The organism is Nocardia sp. NPDC051832, assembly GCF_040681285.1.
Taxonomy (GTDB): domain Bacteria; phylum Actinomycetota; class Actinomycetes; order Mycobacteriales; family Mycobacteriaceae; genus Nocardia.
Genome location: NZ_JBFAYL010000001.1, coordinates 1,116,196 through 1,128,949 on the forward strand (window position 1 = coordinate 1,116,196; position 12,754 = coordinate 1,128,949).

Consider the following 12,754-nt stretch of genomic DNA (forward strand, 5'->3'; position numbering starts at 1 on the left):
GCTAAGGTATGCGGTCGTGTCCGTTCCGCAATCGCTCGACGAAGTCCGTGCTCGTATCGACGCTCTCGACGGTGATCTGATTCGCCTGCTCGCCGAGCGTCAGGCGCTGGTCGAGACGGCCGCCACCTTCAAAACCGATCAGCAGGCGGTGCGCGCCCCCGATCGGGTGGCGCGCGTAGTGGCCTCGGCCCGGGAACGCGCGGCCACGGCCGGGCTGGCCCCGGAAGTGGCGGAAGCGGTGTGGCGGGCCATGATCGGGGCGTTCATCGAGCTCGAATTGACTGCACACGCCGCACTGGCCGAGCCTACGACGGCGTCGTGATCCGGCCCTTCCAGATGCCCAGGGTCTCGGCCTTGAACTCGTCGAAGTAGCCGCCCAGGATCGACTCGCGGATGCGGTCCACCAGGCGCACGGTGTAGCGCTCGTTGTGGATGGTGCACAGCGTCGCGGCCAGCATCTCCTTCGCCTTGAACAGGTGATGGATGTAGGCGCGACTGTAGTGGGCGCAGGTGTAGCAGTCGCAGGTGTCGTCGATCGGGGTGAAATCGCGGCGGAACCGGGCGGTGTTGATATTGAACCGGCCCTCGGCCACGTAGATCGCGGCGTTGCGGGCGACCCGGGACGGGTTCACGCAGTCGAAGGTGTCCGCGCCGTTCTCGACCGCGGTGAAGATGTCCTCCGGCTCGCTGATCCCGAGCATGTGCCGCGGCTTGCCCTCGGGCAGTTCGTCGCAGCACCAGCCCACGATGGTGCCGAGGTTGTGCTTCTCCAGCGCGCCGCCGATGCCGTACCCGTCGAAACCGCTGCCGCCGCTGCCGCGCAGTTCCTCCAACCCGCGGCAGGCCGAACGCCGCAGGTCCTCGTATTGCGCGCCCTGGATCACGCCGAACAGCGCCTGGTACGGGCGGTGCGCCCGCTCGGCGGTCAGTTTCTCGTGCTCGTCCAGGCAGCGCTTGGCCCAGAGCCGGGTGCGCTCCAGCGACTTCTCCTGGTAGCCACGGGTATTCAGCAGGGTGGTGAGCTCGTCGAAGGCGAACATGATGTCCGCGCCCAGCTGATGCTGGATGCCCATGGACACTTCGGGAGTGAAGCGGTGCTTGGAACCGTCCAGGTGCGAGCGGAAGGTGACGCCGTCGTCGTCGACGGTGGCCAGGCGTTCCTTGCCCTTGGCGATCACGTCGTCGTTCTGCACGCCGACGGCCTCCATGGCCAGCACCTTCTTGAAGCCGACACCCAGCGACATCACCTGGAAGCCGCCGCTGTCGGTGAAGGTGGGCCCGTCCCAGTTCATGAACTTCCCGAGCCCGCCCGCCTCGTCCACGATGTCCGGGCCGGGCTGCAGGTACAGGTGGTAGGCGTTGGCGAGCAGCGCCTGCGACCCGAGCTGCTGCATGGTCTCGGGCAGCACCGCCTTCACCGTCGCCTTGGTGCCCACCGGAATGAAGGCCGGCGTCGCGACCTCGCCGTGCGGTGTGCTGATCACCCCCGCACGGCCGTGCCGCCCGCCGTCGAGCCGGGCATCGATGCGGAAGGAGAACTGTTCGGGGTCAGACACGGGATACATCCTCCCAGGTGGCAATCCCGCGCCGCGCTCAGCTCTTGCCCAGGGAGACCGCGTCCGTTTCGGGGTCGTCGAGAGTGCCGGCGCCGTCGGTCAGGGCGGCGGCGAATTGCGAGTTGTAGAGGCGGTAGTAGGCGCCGCGTTCCTGAAGCAGGCGTTCGTGGTTGCCGTGTTCGACGATGCGGCCCGCCTCCATGACGACGATCAGGTCGGCGTCGCGAATGGTGGAGAGGCGGTGCGCGATGACGAAGCTGGTCCGGTCGCGGCGCAAGGCCGCGGTCGCGTGCTGCACCAGGAGTTCGGTGCGGGTGTCGACCGAGCTGGTCGCCTCGTCCAAGATCAGGATGGACGGCTTGGCCAGGAACGCGCGGGCGATGGTGATGAGCTGCTTCTCACCCGCGCTGACCCCGGAGCCCTCTTCGTCGATGACGGTGTCGTAGCCGTCGGGCAGCGCGTGCACGAACCGGTCGACATAGGCCGCGCGGGCGGCCTCGATGATCTCGGTTTCGGACGCGTTCGGGTTGCCGTAGGCGATGTTCTCCCGGATCGTGCCCTTGAACAGCCAGGTGTCCTGCAACACCATGCCGATGCGGGAGCGCAGATTGTCGCGAGTGAGCTCGGTGATGTCGACGCCGTCGATGGTGATGGCGCCGGAGTCGAGTTCGTAGAACCGCATCAGCAGATTCACCAGCGTGGTCTTGCCCGCACCGGTCGGGCCGACGATGGCGACCACGTGCCCGGGCTCGGCGACCAGCGAAAGTCGTTCGATGATGGGCTTTTCCGGGTCGTATCGGAAGGAGATGCCTTCGAATTCGACGCGGCCGCGATCCAGCGGGCGGGTGCTGTCCATGACCGGGTCAGCGGACTGCTCCTCGGCGTCGAGGATCTCGAAGATCCGCTCGGCCGAGGCCACACCGGATTGCAGCAGGTTGGCCATCGCGCCGATCTGGGTCAGCGGCTGGCTGAACTGCCGGGAGTACTGGATGAACGCCTGCACCTCGCCGAGCGAGAGGTTGCCGGTCGCCACCCGCAGGCCGCCGACCAGCGCGACCAGCACGAAGTTCACGTTCCCGAGGAACATGATGGACGGCATGATCAGGCCGGAGATGAACTGCGCCTTGAAGCTCGACTCGTAGAGTTCCTGGTTGCGCTTGTCGAATTCCTCGCCGACCTCGCGGCTGCGGCCGAACGCGGTGACCACCTCATGCCCGGTGTAGGCCTCTTCGACCTGCGCGTTGACCAGACCGGTGTACTTCCACTGGTTCACGAAGTGCGGCTTGGACCGTTTCGCGATCTGCGCGGTGATGATGATCGCGGCGGGCACGGTGAGCAGCGCGATCACCGCCAGCAGCGGCGAGATCCAGAACATCATGATCAGGATGCCGATCACCGTGAACAGCGAGGTGAGCAGCTGGCTCATGGTCTGCTGGAGGCTGGTCGAGACATTGTCGACGTCGTTGGTGACCCGGCTCAGCAGGTCGCCGCGCGGCGAGGTGTCGAAGTAGCGCAGCGGCAGCCGGTGGATCTTCTCCTCGATATCGCTGCGCAGGCGCTTCACCGTGCGGTTGATGACGATATTGAGCAGGAACGCCTGCAGCCAGCCGAACACCGAGGCGCCGATGTAGAGCACGAGCACCAGCATCAGGACGCGGCCGACGGCGCCGAAGTCGACGCCGACGCCGGGCGTGACGTCCATGGCGCCGAGCATGTCGGCGAAGGTGTTGTCGCCCTTGGCCCGGAGCTGCGCGATCACCTCTTCTTTGCTGGCGCCCGCGGGCAGCTGCTTGCCGACCGCGCCGTCGAACACCAGGTTCGTCGCCTTGCCGAGCAGGTACGGGCCCAGGGTGTTCAGCACCACCGAGACGACGACGAGCGCGATGATCAGCCCGACATAGAAGCGTTCCGGAGTGAGCCGGCGCATCAGCCGTTTCAGCGACGGACCGAAGGACTTCGGCTTCGCGTCCGGCGCACCGGGATTGACTCCGGGCCTCATCGCACCTCCTCCGCGCTGAGCTGGGATTCGACGATCTCCTGGTATTCGGGACAGTCGCGCAGCAATTGCTCGTGCGTGCCGATCCCGGCCATCGCCCCGTCCTCCAGCACTACGATCTGGTCCGCGTCGCGGATGGTGGAAATCCGTTGCGCGACAATGATTACCGAAGCATCCCTGGTCACTGGCTTCAGGGCGTCGCGAAGGCGGGCGTCGGTGGCGACGTCGAGCGCGGAGAACGAATCGTCGAACAGGTAGATCCGCGGTTGCCGGACCAGCGCCCGCGCGATCGCCAGCCGCTGACGCTGACCGCCGGAGACGGTGGTGCCGCCCTGGGCGACCGGGGTGTCCAGGCCTTTCGGCATGTCCCGCACGAAATCCTCGGCCTGCGCGATTTCCAGTGCGCGCCAGAGTTCTTCGTCGGTGGCGTCGGGTTTGCCGTAGCGCAGGTTGCTCGCGACCGTCCCGGAGAACAGGTACGCCTTCTGCGGCACCAGGCCGATCTGCTCGCGCAGCAGCTCCAGATCGACATGACGCACATCGGCGCCGCCGACGTACACCGCGCCGTCGGTGACATCGATGAGCCGCGGAATCAGATTGAGCAGCGTGGTCTTACCCGCACCGGTGGATCCGACGATCGCGGTGGTCGTGCCCGGCCGCACCTCGAACTTGATCGCCTTCAGCACCGGCTTCTCCGCGCCGGGGTAGGCGAATTCGGCGTAGGACACATCGACCGCGGCCGGGTCGGCGGTGAAGGGCTGCGGGAACTTCGGCGGCACCACCGAGGTCTCGGTGTCGAGCACCGCACCGATCCGGTCCGCCGAGACCGCGGCGCGCGGCGCCATCATGGCCAGGAACGAGGCCATCATGACCGCCATCAGGATCTGCATGATGTAGGACAGCATCGCCGTCAGCGAGCCGATCTGCATCGTCCCGTCCTCGATGAGATGCCCGCCGAACCAGATCACCGCGACCGCGGTCACGTTCGAGATCAGCATCACCGCCGGGAACATGAGCGCCATCAGGCGCCCGACCCGCAGCGAGGTATCGGTCAGATCCGAGTTCGCGAGGCCGAAACGCCAGGTCTCCTGCCGTTCCCGGACGAACGCGCGGACCACGCGGATACCGGTGATCTGCTCGCGCAGCACCCGGTTCACCTCGTCGATGCGATGCTGCATGTCCCGGAAGCCGGGCACCATGCGGGCCACGATCAGGCCCATCGATATGCCCAGCGCGGGCACCGCGATCAGCAGCAGCCAGGACAGCCCGAAGTCTTCGCGCAGCGCCATGAAAATGCCGCCGAAGCACATGATCGGCGCCATCACCAGGATGGTCGCCGACATCACGATGAGCAGCTGCACCTGCTGAATGTCATTGGTATTGCGGGTGATCAGCGACGGCGCGCCGAACAGGCCGACCTCGCGCGCGGAGAAGGTGCCGACCCGATGCAGCAGCGCCCCGCGCATATCGCGGCCCGCGGCCATCGCGGCCTGCGCGCCCAGATACACCGAGCAGGCGGAGGCGACGATCTGCACGCCGGTCACCGCGAGCATCCACAGGCCGGTGTTCCAGATGTAGCCGATATCGCCCTTGGTGACGCCGTTGTCGATCAGGTCGGCGTTCAGGCTGGGCAGGTACAGCATCGCGATGACCGAGATCAGCTGAAGCACAACGACCCCGGCCAGCTGGGCGCGATACGGGGCGAGATAGGTGCGGAGCAGTCGGATCAACATGATGTTAGGCAGGCTACCGGCTGGTGCGGACCCCCGTCGCGAGGTTTCGCGGCGGGCATGAATCCGGAGCGGTCAGCTGGGCTGGACGTGCGGCTCCCGCCGGGCCCAGGCGCCGGGATCGGCGATCAGCGCCCCGACGAATTCCGGCAGCTGGTCCTCGGCGATCTCGCCGATCGAGACGTTCTCCAGCACCGCGCGCAGATTCACCCGCACCGCGACCCAGACCTGCCGCAGCGGTTCGGCCACGCCGTCGTAGCGCACGTCCTCGGGCCGTTCGCCGCGCACCGAGGCCAGCGGGCCCTCGACCGCGCGGATCACATCGGCGATGGAGATGTCGGCGGCGGGCCGGGCCAGCCAGTATCCGCCATCGGGTCCGCGCCGGCTGATCACCAGGCCGGCCCGGCGCAGTTCGCCGAGCACGGTTTCGAGCACCTTCGGCGGGATCTGCTGCGCGGTGGCGATGGCGTCGGCCTTGAGCGCGGTGGGTTGGGGGGCGCGAGCGATTTCGAGCAGGGTTCGCACCGCGTAGTCGACCTTCGCGGTGATGTGCACTGCCTGCTCCCTGCTCGATGCTCCGGTGTTCGCTAGGAAATCTACTGGGCTAGCGCGTGCCGCAGGCGGTCAGTACACAGGTGGACGCGTCCAGCAGCGTGGTTTCGATGAGCGCCTCGTCGGCTTCGGGTGCGACCTCGATGGAGAACAACGCCACCTCCAGCACTTGCAGCGCGGCGCTGGCCCGCAGCTTCTGTTCCGGGGTGGGGTCCGGGCCGGCCAGCCAATCCCCCAGCTGCCGACTGAATTCGAACATGTCCGGGTAGCGGCCGGCCATGGCGTTGAGGATGGCGACGGTGTCGCGCACGCACAGGGCGCCGGCGTCGCGGTTGTGCAGCAAGCCGCCGATGTAGGTGCGCAGCACGGTCCGCACGCCCTCGGCGCTGTGCGGCACGGTCTTGATGTCCTCGGCCACGGCGCGCATGTGCTCGACGATCGGATTCACGATCGCGATCAGCAGATCCAGCTTCGAGGGGTAGTGATAGTACAGCGAGGCCTTTGTGATTCCTACCGCATCGGCGACCTCGCGCAGGCTGGTCTGCTCGAATCCTTTGCTGCCGAAAAGCTTCACCGCGGCGTCCCGAATTGCCGCCTTGGTCCCGCTACCTGCGGAAACGGATTCTGCCGCCGCCGGAGTGCCCATCGTTGTCCCGTCCTACCTATTACGCCGCGCTAACCTTGCCACTGAAAATAGAGGTTGTCCCTCCGCTTAGCCTCTCGGTAGTCTACCTACCGCACGGTAGGCAGAAAGCGTCAATGGAGGCGAGGGCCATGCAGGGGCCCCCGCGAGTGCTGTCTACGCGCCCCGGAACTCAGCACGTCCCAGAGTCTTTCGCTTAGGAGTATCACTCGTGTCCGTATTTCTCTATAGATGGGGAAAGTTCGCTTTCCGCCGGAAATGGATCGTGCTTCCCGTCTGGCTGGTCCTCCTGATCGTGGTGGGCGGCGTCGCAGGCGCCATCAGCAAGCCGATGAACGACGACTTCTCGATGCCGAACCTGCCGTCCGAGCGGGCCACCGAGATCCTGGACAAGCACTTTCCCGGCATGTCGGCGCAGTTCAGCATGGATGCCGTCCTCGGCACCTATGTGATCAAGGCGCCGGAGGGCCAGAAGCTCACCGATCCGGCCAACAAGACCGCCGTCGACGACCTGATCGCCAAGCTGCGCGAGCTGCCGATCGTCGATTCCGGCAATGAGAGCAAGCCGCTGGTCAACCCGATCACGGTGGCCGAGAACATGCCGATCGGCCCGGAGCAGAAGATCGACTGTGTGGCTGTCGACCGCTCCAGCCCCGACGCCAAGTCCTACTGCGCCGGTGCGCCGTTGAATGTGCTGGGCACGCAGCCCGACACGGTCGCGGTGCTCGAGGTTCCGTTCAAGATGTCGACGATCGCCGACGTCACCCCGGAGGACCGGAAGCTCGCCTACAACGTCGCCGACGCGGCCCGCAACGCCGGGCTCACCGTCGAGATGAGCGGCTCGCTGCCGCTCGAGCAGGAGCAGCCCAGCGCCTCGTCGGAGGCGATCGGCTTCGGCGTCGCCTTCCTCGTCATGATCATCGCGTTCGGCGCGCTGATCGCCGCGTTCGTGCCGCTGATCACCGCGATCGTCGGCCTGGGCCTGGCGACCTCGACCATCCTGCTCGGCACCTCGTTCCTGACCATCCCCACCTTCACGCCGATTCTGGCGACGATGATCGGCATCGCGCTGTCCATCGACTACGCGCTGTTCATCGTCTCCCGCTACAAACACGAACTGGTCGTGCAGGATTCGCCCGAGGAAGCCGCGGGCATCGCCCTGGGCACCGCGGGCTCGGCGGTCGTGTTCGCCGGCCTCACCGTCATCATCGCGCTGACCGGGCTGAGCATCGTCGGCGTGCAGTTCCTGACGTTCATGGGTCTCGGTGGCGCGATCGCCGCCGCCTTCGCGGTGCTCACCGCGATCACCTTCCTGCCGGCGCTCATGGGCGCCTTCGGACGGTTCCTGTTCAAACCGAAGGTGCCCTTCGTCGCCAAGCACGACCCGGAGGACGACAGCTCGGTCACCAACGGCACCCGGTTCGCTCGCGTCATCGGCAAGATGCCGCTGGTCACCTTCATTTTGAGCGTCGTCGTGCTCGGCGCGCTGGCCGCACCCGCGGCCGGGATGAATCTCGGTCTGCCGGGCGAGGGCAGCATGTCCAAGGACACCACCGTCCGCAAGGCGTACGACATCCGCACCGAGGGCTTCGGCGAAGGCAGCAACGGCCTGCTGATGATCGCGGTCGACCTCAGCGATGTCCCCGCCGCGCAACGGGAACCGGCGCTCACCGCGTTGCGGGAGAAGATCGCGTCCTACCCGGACATGGACTACCTCACCGCGACCATGTCCAGCGCCGACGGCGCGGGCGCGATGTTCAACGGCGTGCCGAAAACGGGCCCGAACGAGCAGGTCACCAAGGACCTGGTCAAGCATGCCCGGGACGCCGAGGGCGCGTTCCAGTCCGAGTACGGCATGGAGTACGGCGTCACCGGTGTAACCGCGATCTACGCCGACGTCGACAACGTGCTGCTCGGCAAGATCGTGCCGTACCTGGCCATCGTGGCCGGCGCCGCGTTCTTGCTGCTGATCCTGGTGTTCCGCTCGATCCTGGTACCGCTCACCGCGGCGCTCGGGTTCCTGCTGTCCATGGCGGCCACCTTCGGCGCGACCGTGCTCATCTTCCAGGAGGGCGCGTTCGGGTTGATCGCGGATCCGCAGCCGATCATCAGCTTCCTGCCGATCATGCTGATCGGCTTGGTCTTCGGTCTGGCCATGGATTACCAGGTGTTCCTGGTGACCCGCATGCGCGAGGAATTCGTGCACGGCAAGTCCGCCAAGGACGCCATGATCAGCGGCTACCACCACGGCGCTCGGGTGGTCACCGCGGCCGCGGTCATCATGATCTCGGTGTTCGGCGGCTTCCTGCTGATGCCGGACGCGACGGCGAAGTCGATGGGCTTCGCGCTCGCGGCGGGCGTGCTGTTCGACGCGTTCCTCGTCCGCATGGTGCTGATCCCGTCGCTGCTGGTGCTGATGGGTAAGTGGTCCTGGTGGATCCCGAAGTGGCTGGACCGGATCCTGCCGGATATCGATGTGGAAGGCGCCAAGCTGCAGGGCCTGCAGCAGAAGTCCGTCGAACTGAAGAAGGAGCCGGTCGGCGTGAGCTGATCCCGCCGGAAACCGACGCTCGGCCCTGCACCTCAGTGAGGTGCGGGGCCGAGTGCGTTTCCCCTTCATAACTACGTGCCGTCAGTTCTTGATCTTGTGCGCGGTGCACAGCAGACTCAGCAACAGGTTCAGTTCTTCAGCTCGGTCAAGGCTCGGTCAAGCTCGATCCGATCACCGCGAGGAGAACCCGTGTCCGTACTGCTATATCGGTGGGGAAAGTTCGCCTTCAGACGCAAATGGCTGGTGCTACCGGTCTGGCTGCTGCTGTTCGTGGTTCTCGGCGCGCTCGGCAGCGGGCTGAAGAAACCGATGACCGACGACTTCAGCATGCCCAACCTGCCCTCGGAGCGGGCCACCAATATCCTCGACAAGCACTTCCCGGGCATGTCCGAAGGTTTCAAGTTCGACGCCGTCACCGGCACCTATGTGGTCGGCGCGCCCGCGGGCCAGAAGCTCACCGACCCCGCCAACCAGGCCGCGCTCGAGGAGCTGATCGGCAAGGTCGAGGCGCTGAGCATCGTCGACCACGCCAAGCCGATCGTCGATCCGATCGCCGCGACCGAGAAGCTGGGCTGCCTGGTCCCCGACGCCGATCCGGCCAAGTGCAGCGGCGCGCCGCTGAACGTGCTGAACAAGACCGCCCCGGACACGGTCGCCTTCTTCAGTGTCCCGTTCACCATCACCGACTTCGCCAAGGTCACCGCCGAGGACCGCGAGGCCGCCTACGCCGCGGGTGACGCGGCACGGGCCGCCGGGCTGACGGTCGAGATGAGCGGCAGCATCGCGATGGAACAGGAGATGCCGAGCGGCAAGTCCGAGATGATCGGTATGGGTGTCGCGTTCCTGGTCATGATCATCGCGTTCGGCGCGATCGTGGCCGCGTTCGTGCCGATCATCACCGCCATCATCGGCCTCGGCGCCGCCACCTCGCTGATCTTCCTCGGCACCTCGGTGCTGTCGGTGCCCAGCTTCACCACCTTCCTGGCCTCGATGATCGGCATCGCGCTGTCCATCGACTACGCGCTGTTCATCGTCTCGCGCTACAAACACGAACTGGCCGTACAGGATTCGCCGGAGGAGGCTTCGGGCACCGCGCTCGGCACGGCCGGGTCGGCGGTGGTGTTCGCCGGTCTCACGGTGATCATCGCGCTGGTCGGACTCAGCATCGTCGGGGTCCGGTTCCTGACCTTCATGGGTCTGGGCGGCGCGGTCGCGGCGGCGTTCGCGGTGCTCACCGCGATCACGCTGATGCCGGCGCTGCTCGGCGCGTTCGGGCGGTTCCTGTTCAAGCCGAAGCTGCCCTTCATCGCCCAGGACGATCCGGAGGACGACAGCGTCGTCAGCGTCGGCACCCGCGTCGCCCGGCTGATCGCCCGGGCGCCCTGGGTGACGCTCGGGCTCAGCGTGCTGATCCTGGGTCTGCTCGCCGCGCCCGCCGCGGGCCTGAATCTCGGCCTGCCCGGCGAGGACAGCATGCCCAAGACCTCCACCGTCCGTAAGGCCTACGACCTGCGCACCGAAGGCTTCGGAGCGGGCAGCAACGGCGTTCTCCAAGTGGCGGTAGACCTGAGCAATGTGCCCGCCGAGCGCCGCGAAGCCGCGCTCACCGCGTTGCACGACAAGCTCGCGTCCTACCCGGACATGGATTACGTGACCGAGCCGACGATGAGCGAGGACGGCAGCGGCGCGCTGATCGAGGGCGTGCCCGACGACGGGCCCAACGCCAAGGCGACCAAGGACCTGGTCGCGGAAGCCCGCGACGCCGAGGCGCAGCTGAAATCCGAGTACGGCATGGAGTACGGCATCACCGGCACCACCGCGATCTATGCCGATATCGACCACGTGCTGCTCAGCAAGATCGTGCCCTACCTGGCGATCGTGGCCGGTGCGGCGTTCCTGCTGCTGATCGGCGTGTTCCGCTCGGTGCTGGTGCCGTTGACGGCGGCGCTGGGCTTCCTGCTGTCGATGGCGGCCACCTTCGGCGCGACCGTGCTGATCTTCCAGGACGGCAAGTTCGGCCTGATCAAGGATCCGCACGCGATCGTCAGCTTCCTGCCGATCATGTTGATCGGTTTGGTGTTCGGTCTCGCCATGGACTACCAGGTGTTCCTGATGACGCGGATGCGCGAGGAGTACGTGCACGGGAAGTCGCCGACCGAGGCGGTGATCAACGGCTACCACCACGGCGCCCGCGTGGTCACCGCGGCCGCGATCATCATGATCTCGGTCTTCGGCTCGTTCCTGCTGGAGACCGACGCCACGGCAAAGTCGATGGGCTTCGCACTGGCGGTCGGCGTGCTGCTGGACGCGTTCCTGGTCCGCATGGTGCTGATTCCGTCGCTGCTGGTACTGCTGGGCAAGTGGGCCTGGTGGATGCCGAAGTGGCTGGATCGGATCGTGCTGAACATCGATATCGAGGGCAGCAAACTCCGTGAGCTGCAACGGCAAGCTGTCACTCACTAGGCTGCGGCAACGTGCACTGCCCGACCTTCGGGTTCACTCCCGTGTAGTTGAGCGGGCCGGCGGCGGCGGTGAGGGCGATCGTGGCGAACCCGCCACAGGTGATCGGACCGTTCGTGAAATAGCCGCGCTGAACTGCGGCAAACAGTCCGATGGCCAGCCAGGCCATGATCAGGACGCTTGCTATCCGGGAGGGCAGGCCGTGCTCACGATCCGGTCGCCCATAAGCAGCACGTTCGCGCATGGTTATCGCATCCCTTCGCCCTCAACGGTACGCGCGGACCAGTGACTGACCGGTGCTTATCGGCAGATAGCAAACGCCCGGCTACCGATAACGGTAGCCGGGCGCGATCCGCAGGACTTGCTTACGGACTGGGTTGGGGCACATTGCAATCGTCGACCTTGGGGTTGACGCCCATGTAGTTGAGCGGCCCCGCGATCACCGTGACGACGATCGTGCCGAACCCGGCGCAGTTGACCGGCCCACTGTCGAAATAATTTCGCTGAGCTGAGGCAATCACACCGATCAGCAGCCAGATCAGAACTATGACACTTCCGATTCTCATGTAACTCTCGCGCATCTTTCTCTAGCGGCCGTCGGCGGCGCATCGGCGCGCCGCTCCTTCCCGCTCCTATCCGGTGGGCGATATACCCACCGCGACACGCTTTATCCGCGCAAAGCCGGGCCGAGCCAGCGCCGGATGAGAGTCCGCAGTTCCGCGTCGGAATGTGGCGGGTCGGCGGGGTACTGCAGGAAGGAGAACGTCAGCCGCATGATGATCTCGGCGAGGTCGGGCAGCTCGTCGTCGCGGATGCCGAACGCCGGCCAGTCGACGGGCATGCGGGCCAGCATCTGCGCGCCGTAGGAGGTGGCGCGGGCCGAGGTGGCGCCGCGGCTGAAGGTCACGTTCTCCCCGGTCTGCAGCAGCAGTCCGAGGTAGGGCTCGCTGCGGATCGTGCTGAGGGTGAACACGATCGATTCGGTGGCGGCCTCCACCGGCGTGCTGATGTGCGCGACGAAGGCCTGCATCCGATCGAGAAACTGCTCCGCTCCGGCCTCGGCGACGGCCAAGAGCAATTCCGGCAGGCTCGGGAAGTAGCGGTACACCGTTTGACGGGTGATGCCCAGCTCGGCCGCGACCGCCGCGATATTGACCTTGGCCGGGCCGAGCTGATCGACACAGCGGGTGGCCGCGGCGACGATCCGGGCCCGGGCCTCGGTCTCGTCTCGGGGTAGATCACCATCCCAGCCGCGGGTTCGCACCG

General features: G+C 66.4%; 11 protein-coding genes. 3 read left to right on the forward strand and 8 right to left on the reverse strand.

Annotated elements, in window-relative coordinates:
- Nucleotides 1–16: 16 nt before the first annotated feature.
- The gene (locus AB0M14_RS04900; RefSeq protein WP_364988862.1) at nt 17–322 is read left to right on the forward strand and encodes a chorismate mutase; all 306 of its coding nucleotides are present in this window, start codon (nt 17–19) and stop codon (nt 320–322) included.
- Here the strand turns inward: AB0M14_RS04900 and tgt are convergent.
- From tgt to AB0M14_RS04925, 5 genes are all read right to left on the reverse strand, one after another.
- Entirely contained in the window at nt 306–1,565 is a 1,260-nt protein-coding gene (tgt, locus tag AB0M14_RS04905) for a tRNA guanosine(34) transglycosylase Tgt (RefSeq protein WP_364988864.1), read from the reverse strand. The genes AB0M14_RS04900 and tgt overlap by 17 nt on opposite strands.
- Before the next feature lie 28 nt (nt 1,566–1,593).
- Complete coding sequence (locus tag AB0M14_RS04910) at nt 1,594–3,555, reverse strand: ABC transporter ATP-binding protein (RefSeq protein WP_364988867.1); 1,962 nt, start codon at nt 3,553–3,555, stop codon at nt 1,594–1,596.
- Nucleotides 3,552–5,285, reverse strand: coding sequence for an ABC transporter ATP-binding protein (locus AB0M14_RS04915; RefSeq protein WP_364988869.1), 1,734 nt, complete (start codon nt 5,283–5,285; stop codon nt 3,552–3,554). The genes AB0M14_RS04910 and AB0M14_RS04915 overlap by 4 nt, the downstream gene beginning before the upstream one ends.
- Nucleotides 5,286–5,357: 72 nt before the next feature.
- Nucleotides 5,358–5,837 (reverse strand): Rrf2 family transcriptional regulator, encoded by a 480-nt coding sequence (locus AB0M14_RS04920; protein ID WP_364988871.1) that lies wholly within the window; start codon nt 5,835–5,837, stop codon nt 5,358–5,360.
- Between the two features lie 49 nt (nt 5,838–5,886).
- On the reverse strand, nt 5,887–6,480 hold the full coding sequence (locus tag AB0M14_RS04925) for a TetR/AcrR family transcriptional regulator (RefSeq protein WP_364988873.1): 594 nt from the start codon (nt 6,478–6,480) through the stop codon (nt 5,887–5,889).
- A 208-nt stretch (nt 6,481–6,688) separates the two neighbouring features.
- Between AB0M14_RS04925 and AB0M14_RS04930 the strand changes: the two genes are divergently transcribed.
- Complete coding sequence (locus AB0M14_RS04930) at nt 6,689–9,028, forward strand: MMPL family transporter (RefSeq protein WP_364988875.1); 2,340 nt, start codon at nt 6,689–6,691, stop codon at nt 9,026–9,028.
- Between the two features lie 189 nt (nt 9,029–9,217).
- Nucleotides 9,218–11,491, forward strand: coding sequence for an MMPL family transporter (locus AB0M14_RS04935; protein ID WP_364988877.1), 2,274 nt, complete (start codon nt 9,218–9,220; stop codon nt 11,489–11,491).
- Here AB0M14_RS04935 and AB0M14_RS04940 read toward each other — a convergent pair.
- From AB0M14_RS04940 to AB0M14_RS04950, 3 genes are all read right to left on the reverse strand, one after another.
- The gene (locus AB0M14_RS04940) at nt 11,481–11,732 is read right to left on the reverse strand and encodes a hypothetical protein (protein ID WP_364991436.1); all 252 of its coding nucleotides are present in this window, start codon (nt 11,730–11,732) and stop codon (nt 11,481–11,483) included. The genes AB0M14_RS04935 and AB0M14_RS04940 overlap by 11 nt on opposite strands.
- Before the next feature lie 121 nt (nt 11,733–11,853).
- The gene (locus AB0M14_RS04945; protein ID WP_364988880.1) at nt 11,854–12,054 is read right to left on the reverse strand and encodes a hypothetical protein; all 201 of its coding nucleotides are present in this window, start codon (nt 12,052–12,054) and stop codon (nt 11,854–11,856) included.
- Between the two features lie 101 nt (nt 12,055–12,155).
- On the reverse strand, nt 12,156–12,752 hold the full coding sequence (locus AB0M14_RS04950) for a TetR/AcrR family transcriptional regulator (RefSeq protein WP_364988882.1): 597 nt from the start codon (nt 12,750–12,752) through the stop codon (nt 12,156–12,158).
- Between the last annotated feature and the right edge of the window lie 2 nt (nt 12,753–12,754).